General features: G+C 49.1%; 21 protein-coding genes. 11 read left to right on the forward strand and 10 right to left on the reverse strand.

All coding sequences use genetic code 11. The annotated features are described in order from the left end of the window. Nucleotide 1 precedes the first annotated feature (1 nt). The gene (locus SU32_RS04945) at nucleotides 2–1,777 is read right to left on the reverse strand and encodes a sensor histidine kinase (protein ID WP_053998239.1); all 1,776 of its coding nucleotides are present in this window, start codon (nucleotides 1,775–1,777) and stop codon (nucleotides 2–4) included. 43 nt (nucleotides 1,778–1,820) lie between these two features. Then, a complete protein-coding gene (locus SU32_RS04950; protein ID WP_201454878.1) occupies nucleotides 1,821–2,531 on the reverse strand; it encodes a response regulator transcription factor in 711 nt (236 codons plus the stop codon). A gap of 387 nt (nucleotides 2,532–2,918) precedes the next feature. Here SU32_RS04950 and SU32_RS04955 point away from each other — a divergent pair, with 387 nt between their 5' ends. The 5 genes from SU32_RS04955 (at nucleotide 2,919) to SU32_RS04975 (ending at nucleotide 7,041) form a co-directional block, all read left to right on the forward strand. Next, entirely contained in the window at nucleotides 2,919–4,529 is a 1,611-nt protein-coding gene (locus SU32_RS04955; RefSeq protein ID WP_053998241.1) for a phosphoenolpyruvate carboxykinase, read from the forward strand. A 37-nt stretch (nucleotides 4,530–4,566) separates the two neighbouring features. Continuing rightward, nucleotides 4,567–5,304, forward strand: coding sequence for a nitroreductase family protein (locus tag SU32_RS04960; protein WP_082376447.1), 738 nt, complete (start codon nucleotides 4,567–4,569; stop codon nucleotides 5,302–5,304). Next, nucleotides 5,301–5,741, forward strand: coding sequence for an alternative ribosome rescue aminoacyl-tRNA hydrolase ArfB (gene arfB / locus SU32_RS04965; protein ID WP_053998242.1), 441 nt, complete (start codon nucleotides 5,301–5,303; stop codon nucleotides 5,739–5,741). Before SU32_RS04960 ends, arfB begins: the two co-directional genes overlap by 4 nt. A gap of 66 nt (nucleotides 5,742–5,807) precedes the next feature. Beyond that, the gene (locus tag SU32_RS04970; protein ID WP_053998243.1) at nucleotides 5,808–6,320 is read left to right on the forward strand and encodes a pyridoxamine 5'-phosphate oxidase family protein; all 513 of its coding nucleotides are present in this window, start codon (nucleotides 5,808–5,810) and stop codon (nucleotides 6,318–6,320) included. A gap of 103 nt (nucleotides 6,321–6,423) precedes the next feature. After that, entirely contained in the window at nucleotides 6,424–7,041 is a 618-nt protein-coding gene (locus tag SU32_RS04975) for an alpha-ketoglutarate-dependent dioxygenase AlkB family protein (RefSeq protein WP_053998244.1), read from the forward strand. Nucleotide 7,042: 1 nt separating this feature from the next. Here SU32_RS04975 and coaA read toward each other — a convergent pair whose 3' ends face one another. The 3 genes from coaA to hisF are packed head-to-tail and all read right to left on the reverse strand — an operon-like array spanning nucleotide 7,043 to nucleotide 9,196. After that, the gene (coaA, locus tag SU32_RS04980) at nucleotides 7,043–8,059 is read right to left on the reverse strand and encodes a type I pantothenate kinase (protein ID WP_201454879.1); all 1,017 of its coding nucleotides are present in this window, start codon (nucleotides 8,057–8,059) and stop codon (nucleotides 7,043–7,045) included. Nucleotides 8,060–8,087: 28 nt separating this feature from the next. Continuing rightward, on the reverse strand, nucleotides 8,088–8,408 hold the full coding sequence (locus tag SU32_RS04985; protein ID WP_053998245.1) for a phosphoribosyl-ATP diphosphatase: 321 nt from the start codon (nucleotides 8,406–8,408) through the stop codon (nucleotides 8,088–8,090). Next, nucleotides 8,405–9,196 (reverse strand): imidazole glycerol phosphate synthase subunit HisF, encoded by a 792-nt coding sequence (gene hisF / locus SU32_RS04990; protein WP_053998246.1) that lies wholly within the window; start codon nucleotides 9,194–9,196, stop codon nucleotides 8,405–8,407. Before hisF ends, SU32_RS04985 begins: the two co-directional genes overlap by 4 nt. 44 nt (nucleotides 9,197–9,240) lie before the next feature. Between hisF and SU32_RS04995 the strand changes: the two genes are divergently transcribed. Next, nucleotides 9,241–9,984: a DUF3800 domain-containing protein gene (locus tag SU32_RS04995; RefSeq protein WP_082376450.1), complete on the forward strand. Its 744-nt coding sequence runs from the start codon at nucleotides 9,241–9,243 to the stop codon at nucleotides 9,982–9,984. 182 nt (nucleotides 9,985–10,166) lie between these two features. Here SU32_RS04995 and hisA read toward each other — a convergent pair whose 3' ends face one another. From hisA to hisB, 4 genes are read right to left on the reverse strand one after another with little or no spacing between them, the layout of a single operon-like run. Beyond that, nucleotides 10,167–10,922, reverse strand: coding sequence for a 1-(5-phosphoribosyl)-5-[(5-phosphoribosylamino)methylideneamino]imidazole-4-carboxamide isomerase (gene hisA / locus SU32_RS05000; protein ID WP_053998248.1), 756 nt, complete (start codon nucleotides 10,920–10,922; stop codon nucleotides 10,167–10,169). Between the two features lie 3 nt (nucleotides 10,923–10,925). Then, nucleotides 10,926–11,576: an imidazole glycerol phosphate synthase subunit HisH gene (hisH, locus tag SU32_RS05005; RefSeq protein WP_053998249.1), complete on the reverse strand. Its 651-nt coding sequence runs from the start codon at nucleotides 11,574–11,576 to the stop codon at nucleotides 10,926–10,928. After that, nucleotides 11,576–12,043 carry a DUF2628 domain-containing protein gene (locus tag SU32_RS05010; RefSeq protein WP_053998250.1) on the reverse strand — a complete coding sequence of 156 codons (468 nt, stop codon included), beginning with the start codon at nucleotides 12,041–12,043 and terminating at the stop codon, nucleotides 11,576–11,578. The genes hisH and SU32_RS05010 overlap by 1 nt, the downstream gene beginning before the upstream one ends. A gap of 17 nt (nucleotides 12,044–12,060) precedes the next feature. Then, on the reverse strand, nucleotides 12,061–12,660 hold the full coding sequence (hisB, locus tag SU32_RS05015) for an imidazoleglycerol-phosphate dehydratase HisB (protein ID WP_053998251.1): 600 nt from the start codon (nucleotides 12,658–12,660) through the stop codon (nucleotides 12,061–12,063). Nucleotides 12,661–12,788: 128 nt separating this feature from the next. Between hisB and hslV the strand changes: the two genes are divergently transcribed. The 5 genes from hslV (at nucleotide 12,789) to SU32_RS05040 (ending at nucleotide 17,391) form a co-directional block, all read left to right on the forward strand. Next, the gene (gene hslV / locus SU32_RS05020) at nucleotides 12,789–13,319 is read left to right on the forward strand and encodes an ATP-dependent protease subunit HslV (RefSeq protein ID WP_053998252.1); all 531 of its coding nucleotides are present in this window, start codon (nucleotides 12,789–12,791) and stop codon (nucleotides 13,317–13,319) included. A 58-nt stretch (nucleotides 13,320–13,377) separates the two neighbouring features. Beyond that, a complete protein-coding gene (locus tag SU32_RS05025) occupies nucleotides 13,378–13,830 on the forward strand; it encodes a GNAT family N-acetyltransferase (RefSeq protein ID WP_201454880.1) in 453 nt (150 codons plus the stop codon). After that, entirely contained in the window at nucleotides 13,831–15,003 is a 1,173-nt protein-coding gene (locus SU32_RS05030; protein ID WP_053998253.1) for a hypothetical protein, read from the forward strand. Between the two features lie 5 nt (nucleotides 15,004–15,008). Further along, complete coding sequence (gene hslU, locus SU32_RS05035; RefSeq protein ID WP_053998254.1) at nucleotides 15,009–16,313, forward strand: ATP-dependent protease ATPase subunit HslU; 1,305 nt, start codon at nucleotides 15,009–15,011, stop codon at nucleotides 16,311–16,313. Between the two features lie 109 nt (nucleotides 16,314–16,422). Next, on the forward strand, nucleotides 16,423–17,391 hold the full coding sequence (locus SU32_RS05040) for a DUF1402 family protein (RefSeq protein WP_053998255.1): 969 nt from the start codon (nucleotides 16,423–16,425) through the stop codon (nucleotides 17,389–17,391). Between the two features lie 7 nt (nucleotides 17,392–17,398). On the opposite strand, the gene SU32_RS05045 is transcribed toward SU32_RS05040, so the two are convergent. Next, nucleotides 17,399–17,794, reverse strand: a complete 396-nt coding sequence (locus SU32_RS05045) for a helix-turn-helix domain-containing protein (RefSeq protein WP_053998256.1) — start codon at nucleotides 17,792–17,794, stop codon at nucleotides 17,399–17,401.

Here is a 17,794-nt window from a genome sequence, read left to right on the forward strand (position 1 = left end):
GCTATTCACACGGCAGACAAAGAATAAAACGGGCACCGGCGGTCCCGTCTTTACCGGTGTCCGGTTGAATATTCTCAGCAATCAATGTGCCGCCATGCGCCTCAGCGATCTGACGGGAAATGGATAAGCCAAGCCCGGAATTTTTGCCAAATTCATCCGCGCCCGGTCGATCGGTATAGAAGCGTTTGAAAATCGTTTCGGTATTTTCAGCTCTTATACCCGGCCCATTGTCTTCAACACGCACTTCGATATGGTCTTTTTTATGCGTCAGAAATACTCTGATTTCCCCGCCAACCTCAGGAATAAAGCTGCGCGCATTTTCAATCAGATTCGTAATAACCTGACCAAGACGCGATTCATTGCCCGGGACCGTATAGCTGTCAGTTCCGGTCGGGAGTTTGGCAATCTTCAGATCAACATTCATTTCGCCCAAGTGTCCCTGATCGAATATGGACACCATATTTTTAAGCAGTTGCTCAAGATCGACAGGCTGGGCATCTTCACGAACAAGTTCGGCATCAAGGCGCGATGCATTTGAAATGTCGGTGATCAGCCGATCAAGCCGGCGCACATCATGTTCAATAACGTCCAGAAGGCGGTCGCGCATCGCGTCATTTTTCACCATAGGCAGTGTTTCCACGGCACTGCGCAATGAGGTCAACGGATTTTTAAGTTCGTGGCTGACATCTGCCGCGAAACTCTCGATGGCGTCGATCCTGCCGTAAAGTGATTGCGTCATGTCGCGCAATGCAACCGATAAATTGCCGATCTCATCCTGACGATCGGAGAAATCCGGAATTTCTTCACGCGCCTTGATGGATTTACGCACACGCACAGCACCGGCGGACAAACGGCGCAGCGGATTGGCAATTGTACTGGCCAGAAGCATCGATAAAATAATGTTCACCATCACAGCCACGACAAAAACACGGAACATGGCGGTGCGCTCTGCCGCTACGATCTTATCAATGTCACCGCCCTGCGTGGACAATTGAAGGACACCAAGAACAGCGCGAAAGCGCTGGACCGGCACCGCAACTGAAACAATCATTTCACCTTGTTCGGATACGCGAACAATCTGGCTGCGCCCGCCGGTTAGTGCACCCATGACTTCCGGATATAAGGCACCTGTACCGCCCGGCTGCTCGCGGTAGACCGGTAAATCGCGACGGACAAAAAAGTTTTCGAAGTAGTTTTTCACCCTGTCAAACAATGACAGTTCCGGCATATCGATCGGGTCAAGCTCGTAGCGCAGAATTTGTCCGCGGGAATATAGATGGCGTGAGTCCAAAATCAGATTGGCATCGCGATCGTAAATACGTGCACGAGTACGCGTCGGCGAGATCAGTCTGCGCAGGACAGGGGCAACACGCTCCGGGTTGATAGGGAAATCAAGATTATCAAGGCCGTCAACTTTCGGCACAATACTTTCGCCTGCTTCCAGCTCCAGCAATTTTTCCGGATCAATCAGAATGGCATTGGTTTCAACGCTTGCCGATGCGGCAATAGCGCCGGAGATGATTTCGCCCTGCGTCATCAGGCTTTCAACGCGCGCATCAATCAAACCATCCCGAAACTGGTTGAGGTATAAGATACCCGACATCAGCAAGGCCAATGCCGCCAGATTCAAAATTAAGATACGGCGGGTTATGCTGGAAAAAAACAAATGGCCGAAGATACGGCGCATAGGCCGCAATATGGGTGCAAAAAAACGGCGCAGCGGCCTTGCACCGCTGCGTTTCTTCACTGTCTGAATGTGATCTGTGTCAACAGACATCCATTCTCCAAGATCAACCTCTTAATGAGAGGCGATCAGCCGGTCAGGCAGCCATTTCCCGAAAACGATAGCCGACGCCATAGAGCGTCTCAATCATTTCGAAGTCATCGTCTACCTGTTTAAATTTTTTGCGCAGACGCTTTATATGGCTGTCTATGGTCCGGTCATCAACGTAAACCTGATCATCATAGGCCGCATCCATCAACGCATCACGGCTTTTAACAACACCGGGGCGCTGGGCCAAGGCAAACAAAATCAGAAACTCCGTCACAGTTAATGTAACCGGCTTGTCTTTCCATTCGCAGGTATGGCGTTCCTGATCCAGCACCAGATGCCCGCGCACCAGACTTTGCGCGCCTCCTGATTCGCCGGGCTTAAGCTGAACTTCGCGCGCCGCCGATCTGCGAAGGATGGCTTTAACACGTTCGATTAGCAGACGCTGTGAAAACGGTTTTGTTATAAAATCGTCCGCGCCCATCTTCAGACCAAACAGCTCGTCGATCTCATCATCTTTCGAGGTCAGAAAAATGACAGGTATATCGGACTTCTGACGCAAGCGGCGCAGCAGTTCCATACCGTCCATACGCGGCATCTTGATATCAAATATCGCCAGATTCGGCGGCTTTGCCAAAATACCCTCTAGCGCTGACGCACCATCGGTATAGGTTTCCACGCGATAGCTTTCAGCTTCCAAGGCGATGGAAACGGACGTTAAAATATTGCGGTCATCATCGACCAACGCGATCGTCTGCACTGGATAGTTCTCCCCAACCATGGAGCGTTATCCCTTCACTCAATGAATTAGTCACTGGGTGGGTAAAACGCTCAAACTCCGTTCAAATTGTGGCACACATAAAAATCGATGTCATGCAATACAACCTTTCATTGTGAATTACCTTATCACGCGCGTCACTATGTCTGACACAGGCAAAATCCGGCTTCCCTTAAGAAACATGCTTAACGCAACGGCAATTTCAACAGATTTTAAACGATTGAAACGATTTTTAAATTTTTAAAACGATTAAACATTTGAGATAATTTGGCAATTCTGTTTGGAACGTCAAATCGCTCCGCAATAATGCGCAGCGCTTCGCTTTGTTTTAGAAAGCGTGTTTGAAACGACAAATTAATCGGTGCAATTATGAAAACTCATGGCATATTCAATAAAAGCCACAGCGTGAAGGAAAATGGAATTACAGGCGCTTCTGTATCCTATTATAACCTGACTGAAGCTGCGCTTTATGAGTATGCTATCCGCCGCGGCGAAGCTGAAATATCGGCACATGGCGCGCTTGTTGCCAAAACCGGTGAACATACCGGCCGTTCAGCCAAGGACAAATTCGTTGTTAAAGACGGCATCGTTGATGACTCCATTTGGTGGGACAACAACAAGCCAATGACACCTGAGGCGTTCAATACGCTTTACAATGACATGCTTGCGCATACACAGGATGCGGAGCTTTTTGTGCAGGACCTTATCGGCGGCGCGGATGATGATCATAATATCAAAGCACGTGTTATTACCGAACAGGCATGGCACTCGCTGTTCATCCGCAATCTACTGATTCGTCCGGACCGCAAATCGCTGCCGGAATATGTTTCACAAATGACGATTATCAATCTGCCGTCATTTAAGGCTGACCCTGAAAAACACGGCTGCCGCTCTGAAACCGTGATCGCCATTGATTTAACGCGTATGATCGTTCTGATCGGCGGCACTTCCTATGCCGGTGAAATGAAAAAATCAGTATTTACCGCGCTAAACTACCTGCTGCCTGCAAAAGGCGTTATGCCGATGCATTGCTCCGCCAATGTTTCTAAGGAAGGTGACGCGGCTGTCTTTTTCGGTCTTTCCGGTACCGGTAAAACGACGCTTTCGGCCGATCCAGCACGCACATTAATCGGTGATGATGAACATGGTTGGGGGCCGAACGGCATCTTCAATTTTGAAGGCGGGTGCTATGCAAAAGCCATTCGTCTTTCCGAAGAGGCCGAGCCGGAAATTTTCTCTACAACACGTCGTTTCGGCACTGTTATGGAAAATGTTGTTCTTGATGAGAACCGCGTTCCGGATTTCGACGACAGTTCGCTTGCTGAAAATTCGCGTATTGCCTACCCGCTTCACTTCATTCCCAATGCAAGCGAAAGCGGCAAGGCGGGCAACCCAAAAAACATCATCATGCTGACAGCCGATGCTTTTGGCGTTATGCCGCCCATTGCCAAGCTGACACCGGCGCAAGCGATGTATCATTTCCTTTCCGGTTACACAGCTAAAGTTGCCGGTACCGAGAAAGGTGTGACAGAACCCGAAGCAACATTTTCGACATGTTTCGGTGCACCGTTCATGCCGCGCCATCCATCAGCCTATGGCAATTTGCTGCGTGAGCTCATTGCCGAGAACGGCGTTAATTGCTGGCTGGTCAATACCGGCTGGACTGGCGGCGCTTACGGTATTGGTAACCGTATGCCGATTAAGGCAACCCGCGCCTTGTTGGCTGCCGCTCTGAATGGCGATCTGGACGGAGCTGAGATGCGGATTGACCAGAACTTTGGTTTTGCGGTGCCTGTCAATGTCGCTGGTGTGGACAGCAAAATCCTGAACCCGCGCGAAACATGGGCCGATAAACAGGCTTATGATGAACAGGCTGCAAAACTTGCTCACATGTTCCGCGAAAATTTCGAGAAGTTCTCCGACCATGTAGATCTTGAGGTCAATGATGCAGCGCCTCGATTTCTCCAAGCCGCAGAATAACCGGACCTAATTTGCTAAACTACAAGACGGTGCAGCGATGCGCCGTCTTTCTTGTGTTTTATCATTGCCTGCGCAATATAAAAGCATGTCGGAAAAACTGCTCACCATAGACCTTCAATTTTCATCGCTTGATGAAGAAGAGATGCGCGCGCGCAGCGCAGCTTTCGCGAAAGATTTGGCGCGCCGCAGAACTGTTCGCGATTATGCACCGGCAACCGTTGATCGTGAGATCATTGAAAATTGTATTCGCGCGGCAGGCACGGCACCTTCAGGGGCCAATCAGCAGCCATGGCATTTTGTGGCAATCAATGATCCCAAGATCAAAAGCGCTATTCGCGAAGCGGCCGAAGAGGAAGAACGTGCATTTTATGCAGGCCGCGCCGGAGAAGAGTGGTTAAGTGCCCTTGCGCATTTAGGCACCGACGACAACAAGCCGTTCCTAGAAATCGCACCCTGGCTGATCGCTATTTTTGCCGAACGTTATTCAGTTGACGACGAAGGTAACCGCGTAAAAAACTACTATGTGCCGGAATCTGTTGGTATCGCCACAGGGTTTTTAATTGCTGCACTTCACCAATCCGGTTTGGCAACATTAACTCACACGCCCGCTCCCATGAGCTTTCTGTCCAAAGTGTGCAAAAGACCGGATAATGAAAAGCCGGTGATATTGCTGGTCGTCGGCTATCCGGCTGAAAAAACCCGCGTTCCGGATATCCAGCGCAAGCCGCTTGATCAAATCACGACATGGCTGGAAGCTGACAGCGACCTGAAATGAGTGTCAGTGATCTTGAAGTAAAACCCAACAAGATCTTGCCCGGCTGGTCCATGACGGAGAGTTTTGTTCTTGCTGGCGGTCCCGGCGGGCAAAATGTCAATAAGGTCGCAACCGCCGTTCAATTGCGGTTCAACGCGGTCGCCGTGCAAAATCTTTTTACCGATCGCCAATATAAGCAATTGCTGAAAATTGCCGGAAGCAAGGCAACCAAGAACGGCGAAATTCTTATCGAGGCATCGAAGTTCCGCTCTCAGGATCGCAACCGCGAAGATGCGCGCGAACGGCTCAAAGAACTTGTATTAAAAGCGCTTGAACCACCGCCGCCGCCGCGAAAGAAAACGAGGCCCACGCGCGGATCGGTGGAAAGAAGGCTGAAAGCCAAGGCAGGGCGCAGCCAAATCAAGAAAAACCGCGGTGCGGTATCAACTGACGAATAAGCGGTGATTTGATAGGAACAAAAGTTCTCAGCGATTGTTCTCTGTTTAGATAACAGGAGAACAATCATGTCAGATATTGAAAAGACAAAAGCCGATCCGGAAGCCGCATTTTGGGAAGAGATTGATGATCTTCACTCGGTTATGCTGGGCGTTGATACGGCCGGGCAACATATGCAGCCTATGGCCCCGATGGCAGCAGCAGACACCAAAACAATCTGGTTTTTCACAAATAAGGAAACTGATCTGGCCAAATCAGTTGCCAGCGCCAAATCTGCACAAATGTGCGCCGTTAATTCAAATGACGGATTTTACGCCTGTGTTTCCGGTACGCTGGAAGCAACCATGGATCGAGACATTGTCGAGCGTTTCTGGTCTCCAGTTGTTGCCGCTTGGTTTAAAGACGGCAAGGACGATGACGATTTAATATTGCTCAAGTTCAAACCGGATGCTGTTTCACTGTGGAAGGCATCGGACTCTTCACTTAAATTCGGATGGGAAATTGCCAAAGCAAATTTGACAGATTCGCTGCCCGATATGGGCATCCAGACAGAATTTAAAATTAGCGGCGGTGCCGTCTAGTACTACCACCTGTCAAAAAGCGGCGCGGTGACATACATTAGCTGCTGATTATAAGCTGATGAATGTTACCGTCCGTCCACAGACCCGCGACACTGGAGAATAAATGCAGCCGCCGCTCCCTGATGGTATTATTCATCTTCCCATGTGTCTGAGTGCTGAAGAGCAAAACGCACTCCTAGAAGACATTCGCGCAATCGTCGCCGAAGCACCGCTTTATACGCCGCGCATGCCAAAAACAGGCAAGCCCATGAGTGTACGCATGACGAATTGCGGCAGCTTGGGGTGGGTAACCGACAAGGAAAACGGCTATCGTTACCAGGACACCCATCCTTTTACCGGTAAATCTTGGCCGGCAATACCTGACAGGCTATTGGCTCTTTGGGAGGAACATTCCAGCTATCCGCACCCGCCCGAAGCATGTCTCATCAATTTTTATGAGCAAGGCGCAAAGATGGGTTTGCATCAGGACAAAGATGAAGCCAACTTCGATGCGCCGGTTCTTTCCGTCTCGCTGGGCGATGACTGCCTGTTTCGCATCGGCGGATCAAGCCGCGGCGGACCGACAAAATCAATCCGGCTTTCTTCCGGTGATGTTATCATTTTGGGCGGCGAGGGACGGCTGAATTATCACGGCGTTGATAAGATTTACCCGAACACATCGCCATTGCTCAAAAATGGCGGCCGCATCAATTTAACATTAAGACGTGTTACGTCATTGTAATTTACAGCTTTCGCAACAGCACGGATTCAATGAGATGGTCCGATCCTTTACGCAGGATCAAATCAGCGCGGGGGCGTGTCGGTAAAATATTCTCGCGCAAATTGCGCAGGTTGATATTTTGCCAAAGACCTTCCGCAATGGCCCTTGCTCCATCAACAGACATTTTGGAATAGCGGTGGAAGAATGATTCAGGGTCCTGAAAAGCGGTGTCACGAAGCCGCATGAAACGATCCACATACCAGCGGTGAATCAATTCATCGTCGGCATCAATATAGATCGAAAAATCAAAAAAATCAGATACGAACGGCACCGCCCGCCCGTCGGCAGGCAGTGGATTAACCTGCAAAACATTGATGCCTTCGAAAATCAGAATATCGGGCTGATTGATAACCTGTTTTTCATCGTCGATCACATCATAAACAAAGTGGGAATAAAGCGGTGCTTCAACATTGGGCGTACCTGCTTTGATTGCCGAAAGAAAACGTAGCAAAGCGCCAACATCATAGCTTTCCGGAAAGCCCTTGCGCTCCATCAAGCCGCGCTCACGCAACATAGCATTGGACATTAAGAACCCGTCCGTTGTCACCAGATCAACCTTCGGGCTGTTCGGCCAGCGGCTCAAAAGCTCCTTTAGAACACGTGCCGTTGTTGATTTACCAACGGCAACAGAACCCGCAATGCCGATAATGAAAGGGGTTTTGTTCACATTCGAGACATTGAGAAAGCGCTTTCGCTGCTCAAATATGGATTGGGAAGCTTCAACATGGGCATAAAGCAAACGCGACAAAGACAGATAAATCCGTCGTACTTCTTCAAGATCGACCGGATCATTGAGAGAGCGCAGACGGCGGATTTCATCTTCGCTTAAAGTCAGCTTTGTGTCCGCGCGAAAGCCAGCCCATTGTTCTGCAGAAAACAATCGATAAGGCGACCAGTCTTCACCCGTAAGCTGGTCAATCACCTCTTCATCATGTGCACGCTGTAATTCGGCACTTAATTTTCCGACCGTCTGGTCCATATTTTTACCAGTCTCTGACGAGGCGCCATTATTGCGATCGGGATGCCTTTTCCGCGATTCCGCTTTGCTGCGTTCGCCTTGCCAATTCTTCAAGGACAGTGTCGATTTTAACGCCTCGAACGTGAAGCACAACCAATAAATGATAAAGCAAATCAGCACTTTCGCCGACCAGCGCTTCGTCTGTCTCTTTCAAAGCGGCGATTACGGTTTCAAATGCTTCTTCACCCAGTTTCTTGGACGCTTTTTCAACGCCGCCCGAAACCAGCTTGGCCGTCCATGAAGAACCGTCTTTTACATCGGCGCGCGAAGAAATAATTTCCTCTAAGTCCTGTAATGAGAATGTGCTCATGATGACACCACCGGATCAAGCCGGACATTTACACCCGCATTCGCCATAAATTGTTTGGCTTCCTGAATGGTGTATGTCCCGAAATGGAAAATGGATGCGGCAAGAACGCCAGTGGCATGGCCTTCGCGCACACCATCGACAAGATGCTGCAATTCGCCAACACCGCCCGATGCAATCACCGGCACGCGAACAGCATCGGCGACCGCACGCGTGAGCGGCAAATTATATCCGATTTTGGTGCCGTCACGATCCATCGAAGTGAGCAGGATTTCGCCTGCGCCCAATTCTGTTACCTTGCGCGCAAATTCAACCGCATCGATGCCGGTGGCTGTGCGTCCCCCGTGGGTGAAAATTTCCCAGCGCGGCTCTTCGCCTTCACTGTGAACCGCTTTGGCATCAATCGCCACGACGATGCACTGATTGCCGAATTTATCCGCAGCTTCGGCAACCAGTTCAGGCCGGTTCACTGCGGCTGTGTTGATAGATACTTTATCAGCGCCGGCCAAAAGTAGTTTGCGCACATCTTCAACCGCCCGCACACCGCCTCCAACGGTCAGCGGCATAAAGCACTGCTCGGCTGTGCGTGAAACAACGTCGTAAATGGTTTCCCGATTGTCAGATGACGCAGTGATGTCGAGAAAGCAAAGCTCGTCCGCACCGGCGGCATCATAGGCTTTGGCTGCCTCAACCGGATCGCCTGCGTCTATCAGATCAACGAAGTTGACCCCTTTAACGACACGCCCGTCCTTTACATCAAGGCATGGAATTATGCGGGATTTGAGGCTCATCTTCATATTTGCCTTTTTGTTCTTAGTCGTTAATATTTTGAGTTGTGCACGATACTCACGATAGCGACTACATCTTTTATGCGGACGAAAGCGGCGATCACTCACTCACCTCTATTGATCCTCAATATCCAGTTTTTGCACTATCATTATGCATGTTCAAAAAAAGTACATACTGTCGATCTGTAGTTCCAAACTTTCAGAGATTGAAATTTGACTATTTTGGGCATGATGCAATTGTTTTACATGAACACGATATTCGAAAACAAAATGGCCCCTTTAAAATTCTAACTAATGCTAATATCCGCTCTCGGTTTCTAAATGATCTCTCAATATGCTTGGAAAAAAGTTCGTTTAAAATATTTGGGGTCGTAATATTAAAAAATGAACTTACCAGTGATTTTTTCCCTGAAAATCCATACTCTTTATCCCTGAAAATAACCTTACAGCAAGCTTATCTGTTTTTAAAACGAAGAAAACAAGAGCAGATGCGAACGCATTTCATTTTTGAAAAACGAGGAGCAAAAGAAGATACTGAGCTGGAATTAGAATTTCGTCGTATTGTAGGAGGTGTGAATGATATAGGCGTTAAATTCGAATCTTTTGAAATTCACTTTAGTGACAAAAAATCCAATTCAACTGGTATGCAAATCGCTGATCTCACAGCACGCCCTCTAGGACTAAGTATATCCAGACCCCATCAAGCTAACAGGGCATTTGAAATCGTAGCCTCAAAAATCTTCAAAAGTAAAAAGTTCTCTTTTCCATCTCGCGGCATATATACGCCATAAAAGCGAAAGGCTCCGGATACTCCAGAGCCAAGCGCCGACCGGGAAACCCCAATCCATTTGGTGAAAAGATACACTTACAAATCAAAAATGTCAAGTGTTATCAATGCTTTAATTACAAAGCTAAGTGATTCAATTTACTAACTAATTTATAAACCAACGATAAATCACAATAAAAATACCATTCAAACTTCCGACCCTCTGCCTTCACCGCGCAAAACACGAAGCGCTTCAGCCGGATCAATGCGGCCGTCATAAAGTGCACGTCCGGAAATCGCCCCTTCCAGCTTTTGCGCATCGGGCATAGTCATGCGCACAATATCAGCCATGGATGCCAAGCCGCCTGATGCGATCACCGGAATTGAAACGTGATCGGCAAGGGCAATGGTTGATTCCCAATTGATGCCGGTCAGCACACCATCGCGGTCAATATCTGTATAGATAATGGCTGCAACGCCTGCACCTTCGAAGCGTTCGGCCATTTCCATTATGCCAAGTTCGTATGCTTCGGCCCAGCCTTCAACGGCGACCTTGCCGCCCTTGGCATCAATACCAACGGCAATTTTACCGGGAAACTTTTTGCAGGCTTCGACCACCAGATCAGGATCACGAACCGCGACGGTTCCCAAAATAACCCGCGACAGGCCTTTGGATAGCCAGCTCTCAATATGATCAAGATTGCGAATACCGCCGCCAAGCTGAACCGGATTTTTTGTTGCCTTTAAAATTTCTTCAACGGCCGCGCCATTAACGCTCTGGCCTTCAAAGGCACCATTGAGATCAACAACATGCAGCCATTCAAAACCCGCATTTTCAAATTCGGCAGCCTGCGCCGCCGGACTGTCATTATAGATCGTTGCCTGATCCATATCGCCAAGCTTGAGTCGGACGCATTGTCCGTCTTTTAAATCGATCGCCGGGAAAAGAATTTTACGGGCCATATATCAAGGCTTCCATTTTAAAAAATTAGCGATCAAAGCCAGCCCCAAAAGCTGGCTTTTTTCAGGGTGAAACTGAGTACCGAACATATTGTCGCGCACAACGGCGGCTGTTATCGGACCGCCATAGTCAGCCGTTGCAACGACATCTTCCTTATTATCAGCCGCTAAATGGTATGAGTGCACAAAATAAGCATGAAGACCATCGGCGCCGGTATGGATACCCTCAAACAGCGGATGCTTACTTGTAAGAGTGATCGTATTCCAGCCGATTTGGGGAATGCGTAAATCGGGTTTGTCCGGTGTCATTTCTTTGACATCGCCTTTGATCCAATCAAAACCCGATGTTGTTGTTTTCTCCAAGCCCCGTGTGGCCATTAACTGCATACCCACGCAGATGCCGAAGAATGGACGCGCTTTGTGGATGACGGCTGTGTCTATCGCATCGCGCATACCGGGCACAGCGGCCAGGCCTGCCGCACAGTCGGCATAAGCACCAACGCCCGGCAGAACAATCCGGTCAGCCGTGGCAACGATATCGGCATCATTGGTCAAAATGATATCGGCGTCGATTTGCGCTTCGCGCGCTGCGCGCTCAAAACTTTTGGTCGCAGAGCGTAAATTGCCCGACCCGTAATCAATGATCGCAACCTGCATCATTTTTTCCCGCTAAATCCAAATATCAGATCATTCGCGTCTTGCGCGTTTTTCGGTGCTTCATATGGGCGTGTGCTTTTATAGACAAGTGGCGTTTCATCTTTTGGAGACTGCCGCAATGCAAATTTCAGCTCGGCTTCTTCCCGGCTCTCTGCATCTATGACACCCACCTGCCGATACCCTTTGCGTATAAGAGCGCCAATGCGCCAGCCCGTTCCTTCCAAGGCGACAAAGAGACCAGCAAGAATGTTAAGCGGTACCAAAGTAAATGAATGTTCGCCCGCAATTAAGGCGAGTGCCGTCAACACACATATGAATATGATGGCCGCAAACCAAAGCCGGTGCCAAAGCAACCAGAAAAACGGAAAGGCAAGTGCGAGAATGGAAAAATGATCGTGCACAAACTCTGTACGTTCCGAAAAACGTACAGGCGCACCATCATTATGCAGAACAACGAAACTCGTCATTTCATGTCCATTTCAACTTAGCCGTTTAACGTGCCTTTTGTAGACGGTATGGCATCAGCCTGACGCGGATCAATTTCCAAGGCTGTACGCAATACACGCGCCACCGCTTTGAAACATGTTTCGGCGATGTGGTGACTGTTTGCCGCATAATGGTTTCTTATATGCAGCGTAATACCGGCATGTTGTGAAAAGGCCTGAAAAAATTCACGCACCAATTCGGTATCGAATGTGCCGATTTTTGATGCGGTAAATTCAACGTTCCAGACAAGAAAAGGCCGGCCGGATACATCAATTGCCGCAGAAGTCAGCGCTTCATCCATCGCCAGATCCAAGGAAGCATAACGGGTAACACCGCGGCGGTCGCCAAGCGCTTTGTTGACCGCCTGACCCAGAGCAATACCGCAATCTTCAACAGTGTGGTGATCATCGATATGCAGATCGCCTTTGGCGCTCACATTCATATCAACCAGTGAATGTCGCGATAGTTGCTCAAGCATATGATCAAAGAAACCAACGCCGGTTTCAATCGTGTTTTTTCCCGTACCGTCAAGATCGACAGAAACAGAAATATCAGTTTCATTTGTCTTGCGGCTGATTTTTGCTATGCGCGCACTCATATTGGCAGTCCTAATCTGTTACAAAACGCTCTTACCAAGGCTTTACAGCAAATACCAGCGCTCTGATTTGCAATCATTTTTACAGTCATTACATATCGGCTAACACAATTTCGATTGAGGAATAGATAATGACAACAATCGTCGCAGTACGAAAAGAAGGCAAAGTCGTCGTCGCCGGTGACGGACAAGTCAGTTTGGGTCAAACCGTAATGAAGGGAAACGCCCGCAAGGTAAGGCGTATCGGTAAAGACGGCAATGTCATCGCCGGATTTGCAGGCGCTACCGCCGATGCCTTTACATTGCTTGACCGGTTAGAGCGCAAGCTCGAACAATATCCCGACCAGCTTATGCGCGCTGCCGTCGAGCTTGCCAAGGACTGGCGGACAGACAAATATCTGCGCAATCTTGAGGCGATGATGATTGTCGCTGACAAGTCTGCCACATTATGTGTCACCGGAAACGGCGATGTGCTGGAGCCGGAACATGGTGTGATGGCCATCGGTTCAGGGGGCAATTATGCTTTGGCCGCAGCCCGGGCACTGCATGATACCGATCACGATGCTGAAGAAGTTGCGAAACGGGCAATGAAAATTGCGGCGGAAATTTGCGTCTACACCAATGATGGTCTGGTGCTGGAAAGTCTGGATGCAGAAACCTGATCCCGACATCAATTTCCGGCCCGTCACGCATCATGATTTGACGATGCTGCGCGGGTGAATGGCGCAGCCGCATTGGCAGGAATGGTGGGGCGAGATGGAAGAAGAAATCGGCTTTATAAAGGAAATGATTGACGGCACCGATACGACACGTCCGTTTATCTTCCAGCTTGATGGAAAAGACAGCGGATATATTCAGTATTGGATCATTGGCGACAATCTGGTTGAGCCTTGGCTTTCACAAACACCATGGATAAAACTTGTCCCACCGCAGAGTATCGGTGTTGATATGGGTATTGCCGATTTACCGAACTTATCAAAAGGGATAGGCACGAAGGTGCTCATAGCTTTTATCGCTGAACTGCGTGACAACGGGTTTAACGAGATTCTTATTGACCCGTCATTGGACAATAAACGTGCTATTCGCGCCTATGAAAAAGCCGGATTTCGACCCATAAACTCGCTATTGGGTAAAACCGGTGAAACCTATCTCATGCGTCATGAAAGACAATAAATGCTGACACAAACCCATCTTGATACGGCGGTGAAGCGCGGCATTATTAACACGGCGCAACAAGCTGATCTTATCTCTTTGGCGCTTGAAAGCGAAGACGATCCCTCGAACGAGGGGACAGGAGAGACGCCGGTTGCCGGTGCCGACGAAGATCTGCGGCTTGTTGGCGGCGGGAATGATTTATTCGTTACCGTTGGTATCTTGATGCTGTTTTCCGGCGTCGGCTTCGTCTTGCAAACATGGCTTGGCAACAATCAGATGATCCGCGCCGCGCTGATGGCCGTTTTGCTGTGGCTGGTTGCCGAATTCGTCACTCGCCAATTCCGGATGAAGCTATCATCGACCGTGCTTGGCCTCGGGTTTTTGGGCTATACATCGGCAATAATAGGACTTTATATCTGGGATGTGCTTGATCTGGCAAAGCTTGCTGATAATCCGCAACTGGCTTTTGGATTGCGGCCCACGATCGGCTCTTATGGCAGCGCATTCTTTGGCGGCATTGCAGTAATCTCTGTTCTTTATTTCTGGCGTTTTCGGGTTCCGATCATGTCGGCTGCGATTGCGATCAGCCTTACCGGCCTCGCATTTCTTTGGACTTTTCTATACTTTTACGACGGTGTCACAGACGGCCGTGTCCAACTGCCGACCATTGAACAGATACCTTTGATTTTAGAACGGGCACTGATGATGCCGCTCATCTGCGGCATTATCGTGTTTTGCACTGCGGTTTATTTTGACTTGCGAGACCGCGAACGTTCAACGGTTTGGTCGGATTGCGCGTTCTGGCTGCATGTAATTTCCGCGCCTTTGCTTGTGCATCCGCTGTTTATTCTGGCCACCGGTCAGGATGTTGTGCTGGGTAAAATCGAGCCCGGTATGACAGCATCAATCATGTTGGGCCTTTTGATCAGTGTGTTTGTCTATGTGGCCTTGGCCATTGACCGGCGCTCACTGCTTATTCCAACGCTGGCCTATTTTGGCTCGCTTGGTGTTTATTACATGATAGAAACAACGGCGAACTCAACAGGCCTGCCGCCCTTGGCGCTAATATTGCTGGTGATCGGTTTGCTTGTCATCATGTTCGGTGCGGGCTGGCAACGTATCCGCGCCTTGATTGTAAGGCCAACGCTCCCCACATCGTTGATCAATAAACTACCACCAATCAGAGTGTAAATTTTATGAGTGTATATTCTCCACGCGAAACGGTTTCAGAACTTGATCGCCACATTATCGGCCAAAAAGATGCCAAACGCGCGGTCGCAATTGCCTTGCGTAACCGTTGGCGCCGTCTGCAACTGGATGGTGATCTGCGCGAAGAGGTTATGCCTAAAAACATTCTTATGATCGGACCGACCGGTGTGGGTAAAACAGAAATCTCACGCCGTTTGGCCAAGCTTGTCGGTGCGCCATTTGTCAAAATTGAAGCCACCAAATTTACCGAGGTCGGTTATGTGGGCCGTGATGTAGAACAAATCATCCGTGATCTTGTCGAAATCGGTATCGGATTGGTGCGCGAGAAAAAACGCGCCGAAGTTAACGCCAAAGCGCACTTGAATGCTGAAGAGCGCGTGCTTGATGCGCTTGTCGGCTCGACTTCAAGCCCGGCTACGCGCGACAGCTTCCGCAAAAAACTGCGCGAAGGCTCGCTTGATGACAAAGAAATCGAAGTGGAAGTCGCGGATACAGCCACGCCCGGCGGCTTTGAAATTCCGGGTATGCCGGGCGCCAATATCGGAATGATCAATATTGGCGACCTGATGGGAAAAGCCTTTGGCGGGCGCACAAAGAAGATAAAAACGACTGTGCGCGACAGCTACAAGCACCTCGTCAATGATGAGTCGGATAAACTGCTTGATGAAGAAAAGCTCGTTGAAGAGGCAATCAAGTCCGTCGAAAATGACGGTATCGTATTTCTCGATGAAATCGACAAAATTGCTGCCGGTAATGAACGGTCCGGTGCCGGAGTAAGCCGCGAAGGTGTCCAGCGCGATTTACTGCCATTGGTTGAAGGCACGACTGTTGCAACAAAGCATGGTCCGGTGAAAACAGACCATATACTGTTTATTGCATCGGGTGCTTTCCACGTTGCCAAACCTTCTGACCTGTTACCCGAATTACAGGGACGGCTGCCTATACGCGTTGAATTGCGTGCGCTGACAAAAGAGGATTTCAAGCGCATTCTTACCGAAACCGATGCGAGCCTGATCAAGCAATATATCGCATTGATGGCGACAGAAGACGTAACGTTAGAGTTTACCGATGATGCTATCGATGCTCTTGCCGATATTGCTGTTGATTTGAACTCCACGGTTGAGAACATTGGCGCACGACGTCTGCAAACGGTGATGGAACGTGTGCTGGATGAAATTTCCTATGAAGCACCTGACAAGTCCGGATCCAGCTTTACGATCGACGCTGACTATGTGCGCCAAAGCGTTGGTGAGCTTGCCAGAGACGCCGATTTATCACGGTTCATTCTGTGACCAATATCACACGCTGATGCTTAAAGGGAAAAGGGCACTCGACATCGAAGTGCCCTTTTTCTATTTAACTGGTGGAAAATTAACCCAAGGTATCATGATGAGACTTCATATGAATAGATTCTCAAATGTGACCGTCAGCGCTCTTTGCGCTGTATCGTTATTTTTTCCCTCCTCTGCTTTGGCGTTGACGACTGTACCGAGCGGAAATGTGAACGTAGAACAGCCGGCTATTCCCGGATCATCTAAAAACCGGACAAAGGCATTAAACAAAACCTTTGACGGCAAGTATCAAAAAGTTCTTCGTCTTCTTAAAAATGACCGCGGATTAATTTCCGATATTAAATCAGTTTCGAGCAAATTCGCCATTGATCCCATTCATATGATCGGCGCGATCGTCGGCGAACATACATATAATGTCGATGCGATGGACCGCGCTCAAAGTTACTATATCAAAGCGATTTCATATCTGAAATCCGATATAAAATTTGAGTATAATGGCGAGAGCGTTACCGACTTTGTCAAGCGGCCACAATTTGACCGGTGCAATAATATGAAGGGCAGTCTCGAGCTGTGGACTTGCCGCGAAAATGTCTGGAATTCCAGTTTCAGCGGTAAAACCGTTGACGGCGAGAAATTTCCGCGCAACCGGTTCAGCGCTGTGTTTTTTCAACCATTTTATGCCGGACAAACCTTTGGTATCGGCCAGCTTAATCCACTGACCGCACTCATGATGACAGACACTGTGTCGAAAGTGACCGGCGCGCGCAAAATTGACGCTTCCAAGGGCAAAGATGTCTATGAGACGATCATGGACCCTAAGAAAACTCTGCCTTACATCGCGGCAACTTTGAAATCTTCCATTGACGCTTACAAGCGTTACGCGGACTTCGACATTTCAGACAATCCGGGAATTACGGCCACCTTGTATAATACGGGCAACCCAACTGCGCGGGCACAGGCGCTTGCACGGAAAAATAAAAAGCTGAAGGCCCGCGGCGAAGATCCCGATTTGCCGCAGGAAAATTACTATGGCTGGCTGATCAATGACCGTGTGGAAGAGCTACGCACTCTTCTATAAAAGACTGTCATTCTCTGGGTAGATATTTGGGTACTTTTTCGCTGTTGCGAATGGCCGCATCAAGTCTGATCCGCAAATCCTCCAATGCCTCATCGGACAACACATCTATTCCCGATGCCAGAAGATTGGCAAGTTCCGTTGCCCGCGGTGACAAATCCGCCGTATCAATTGTCACGCGCGGCGCGGAGCGCAACGCCAAAGTCTGCAATTCATCGGCATCATCCCAGATAATGTTCAGGCATGCGATGATCTGCTGAACCAGTATCCAGCGCGGTGTGCCACGTTTTCCATGCTCCAATGCGGAAAGATAGGCTGCTGACACATTCAGCTTTTTGGCCATTTCCTTTTGTGTCATACCGCGCTCATTGCGCAGTTCACGAACTCTTTCACCAAACGGCGTCAT

This window comes from Ahrensia marina (assembly GCF_001293565.1).
Classification (GTDB): Bacteria; Pseudomonadota; Alphaproteobacteria; order Rhizobiales; family Rhizobiaceae; genus Ahrensia; species Ahrensia marina.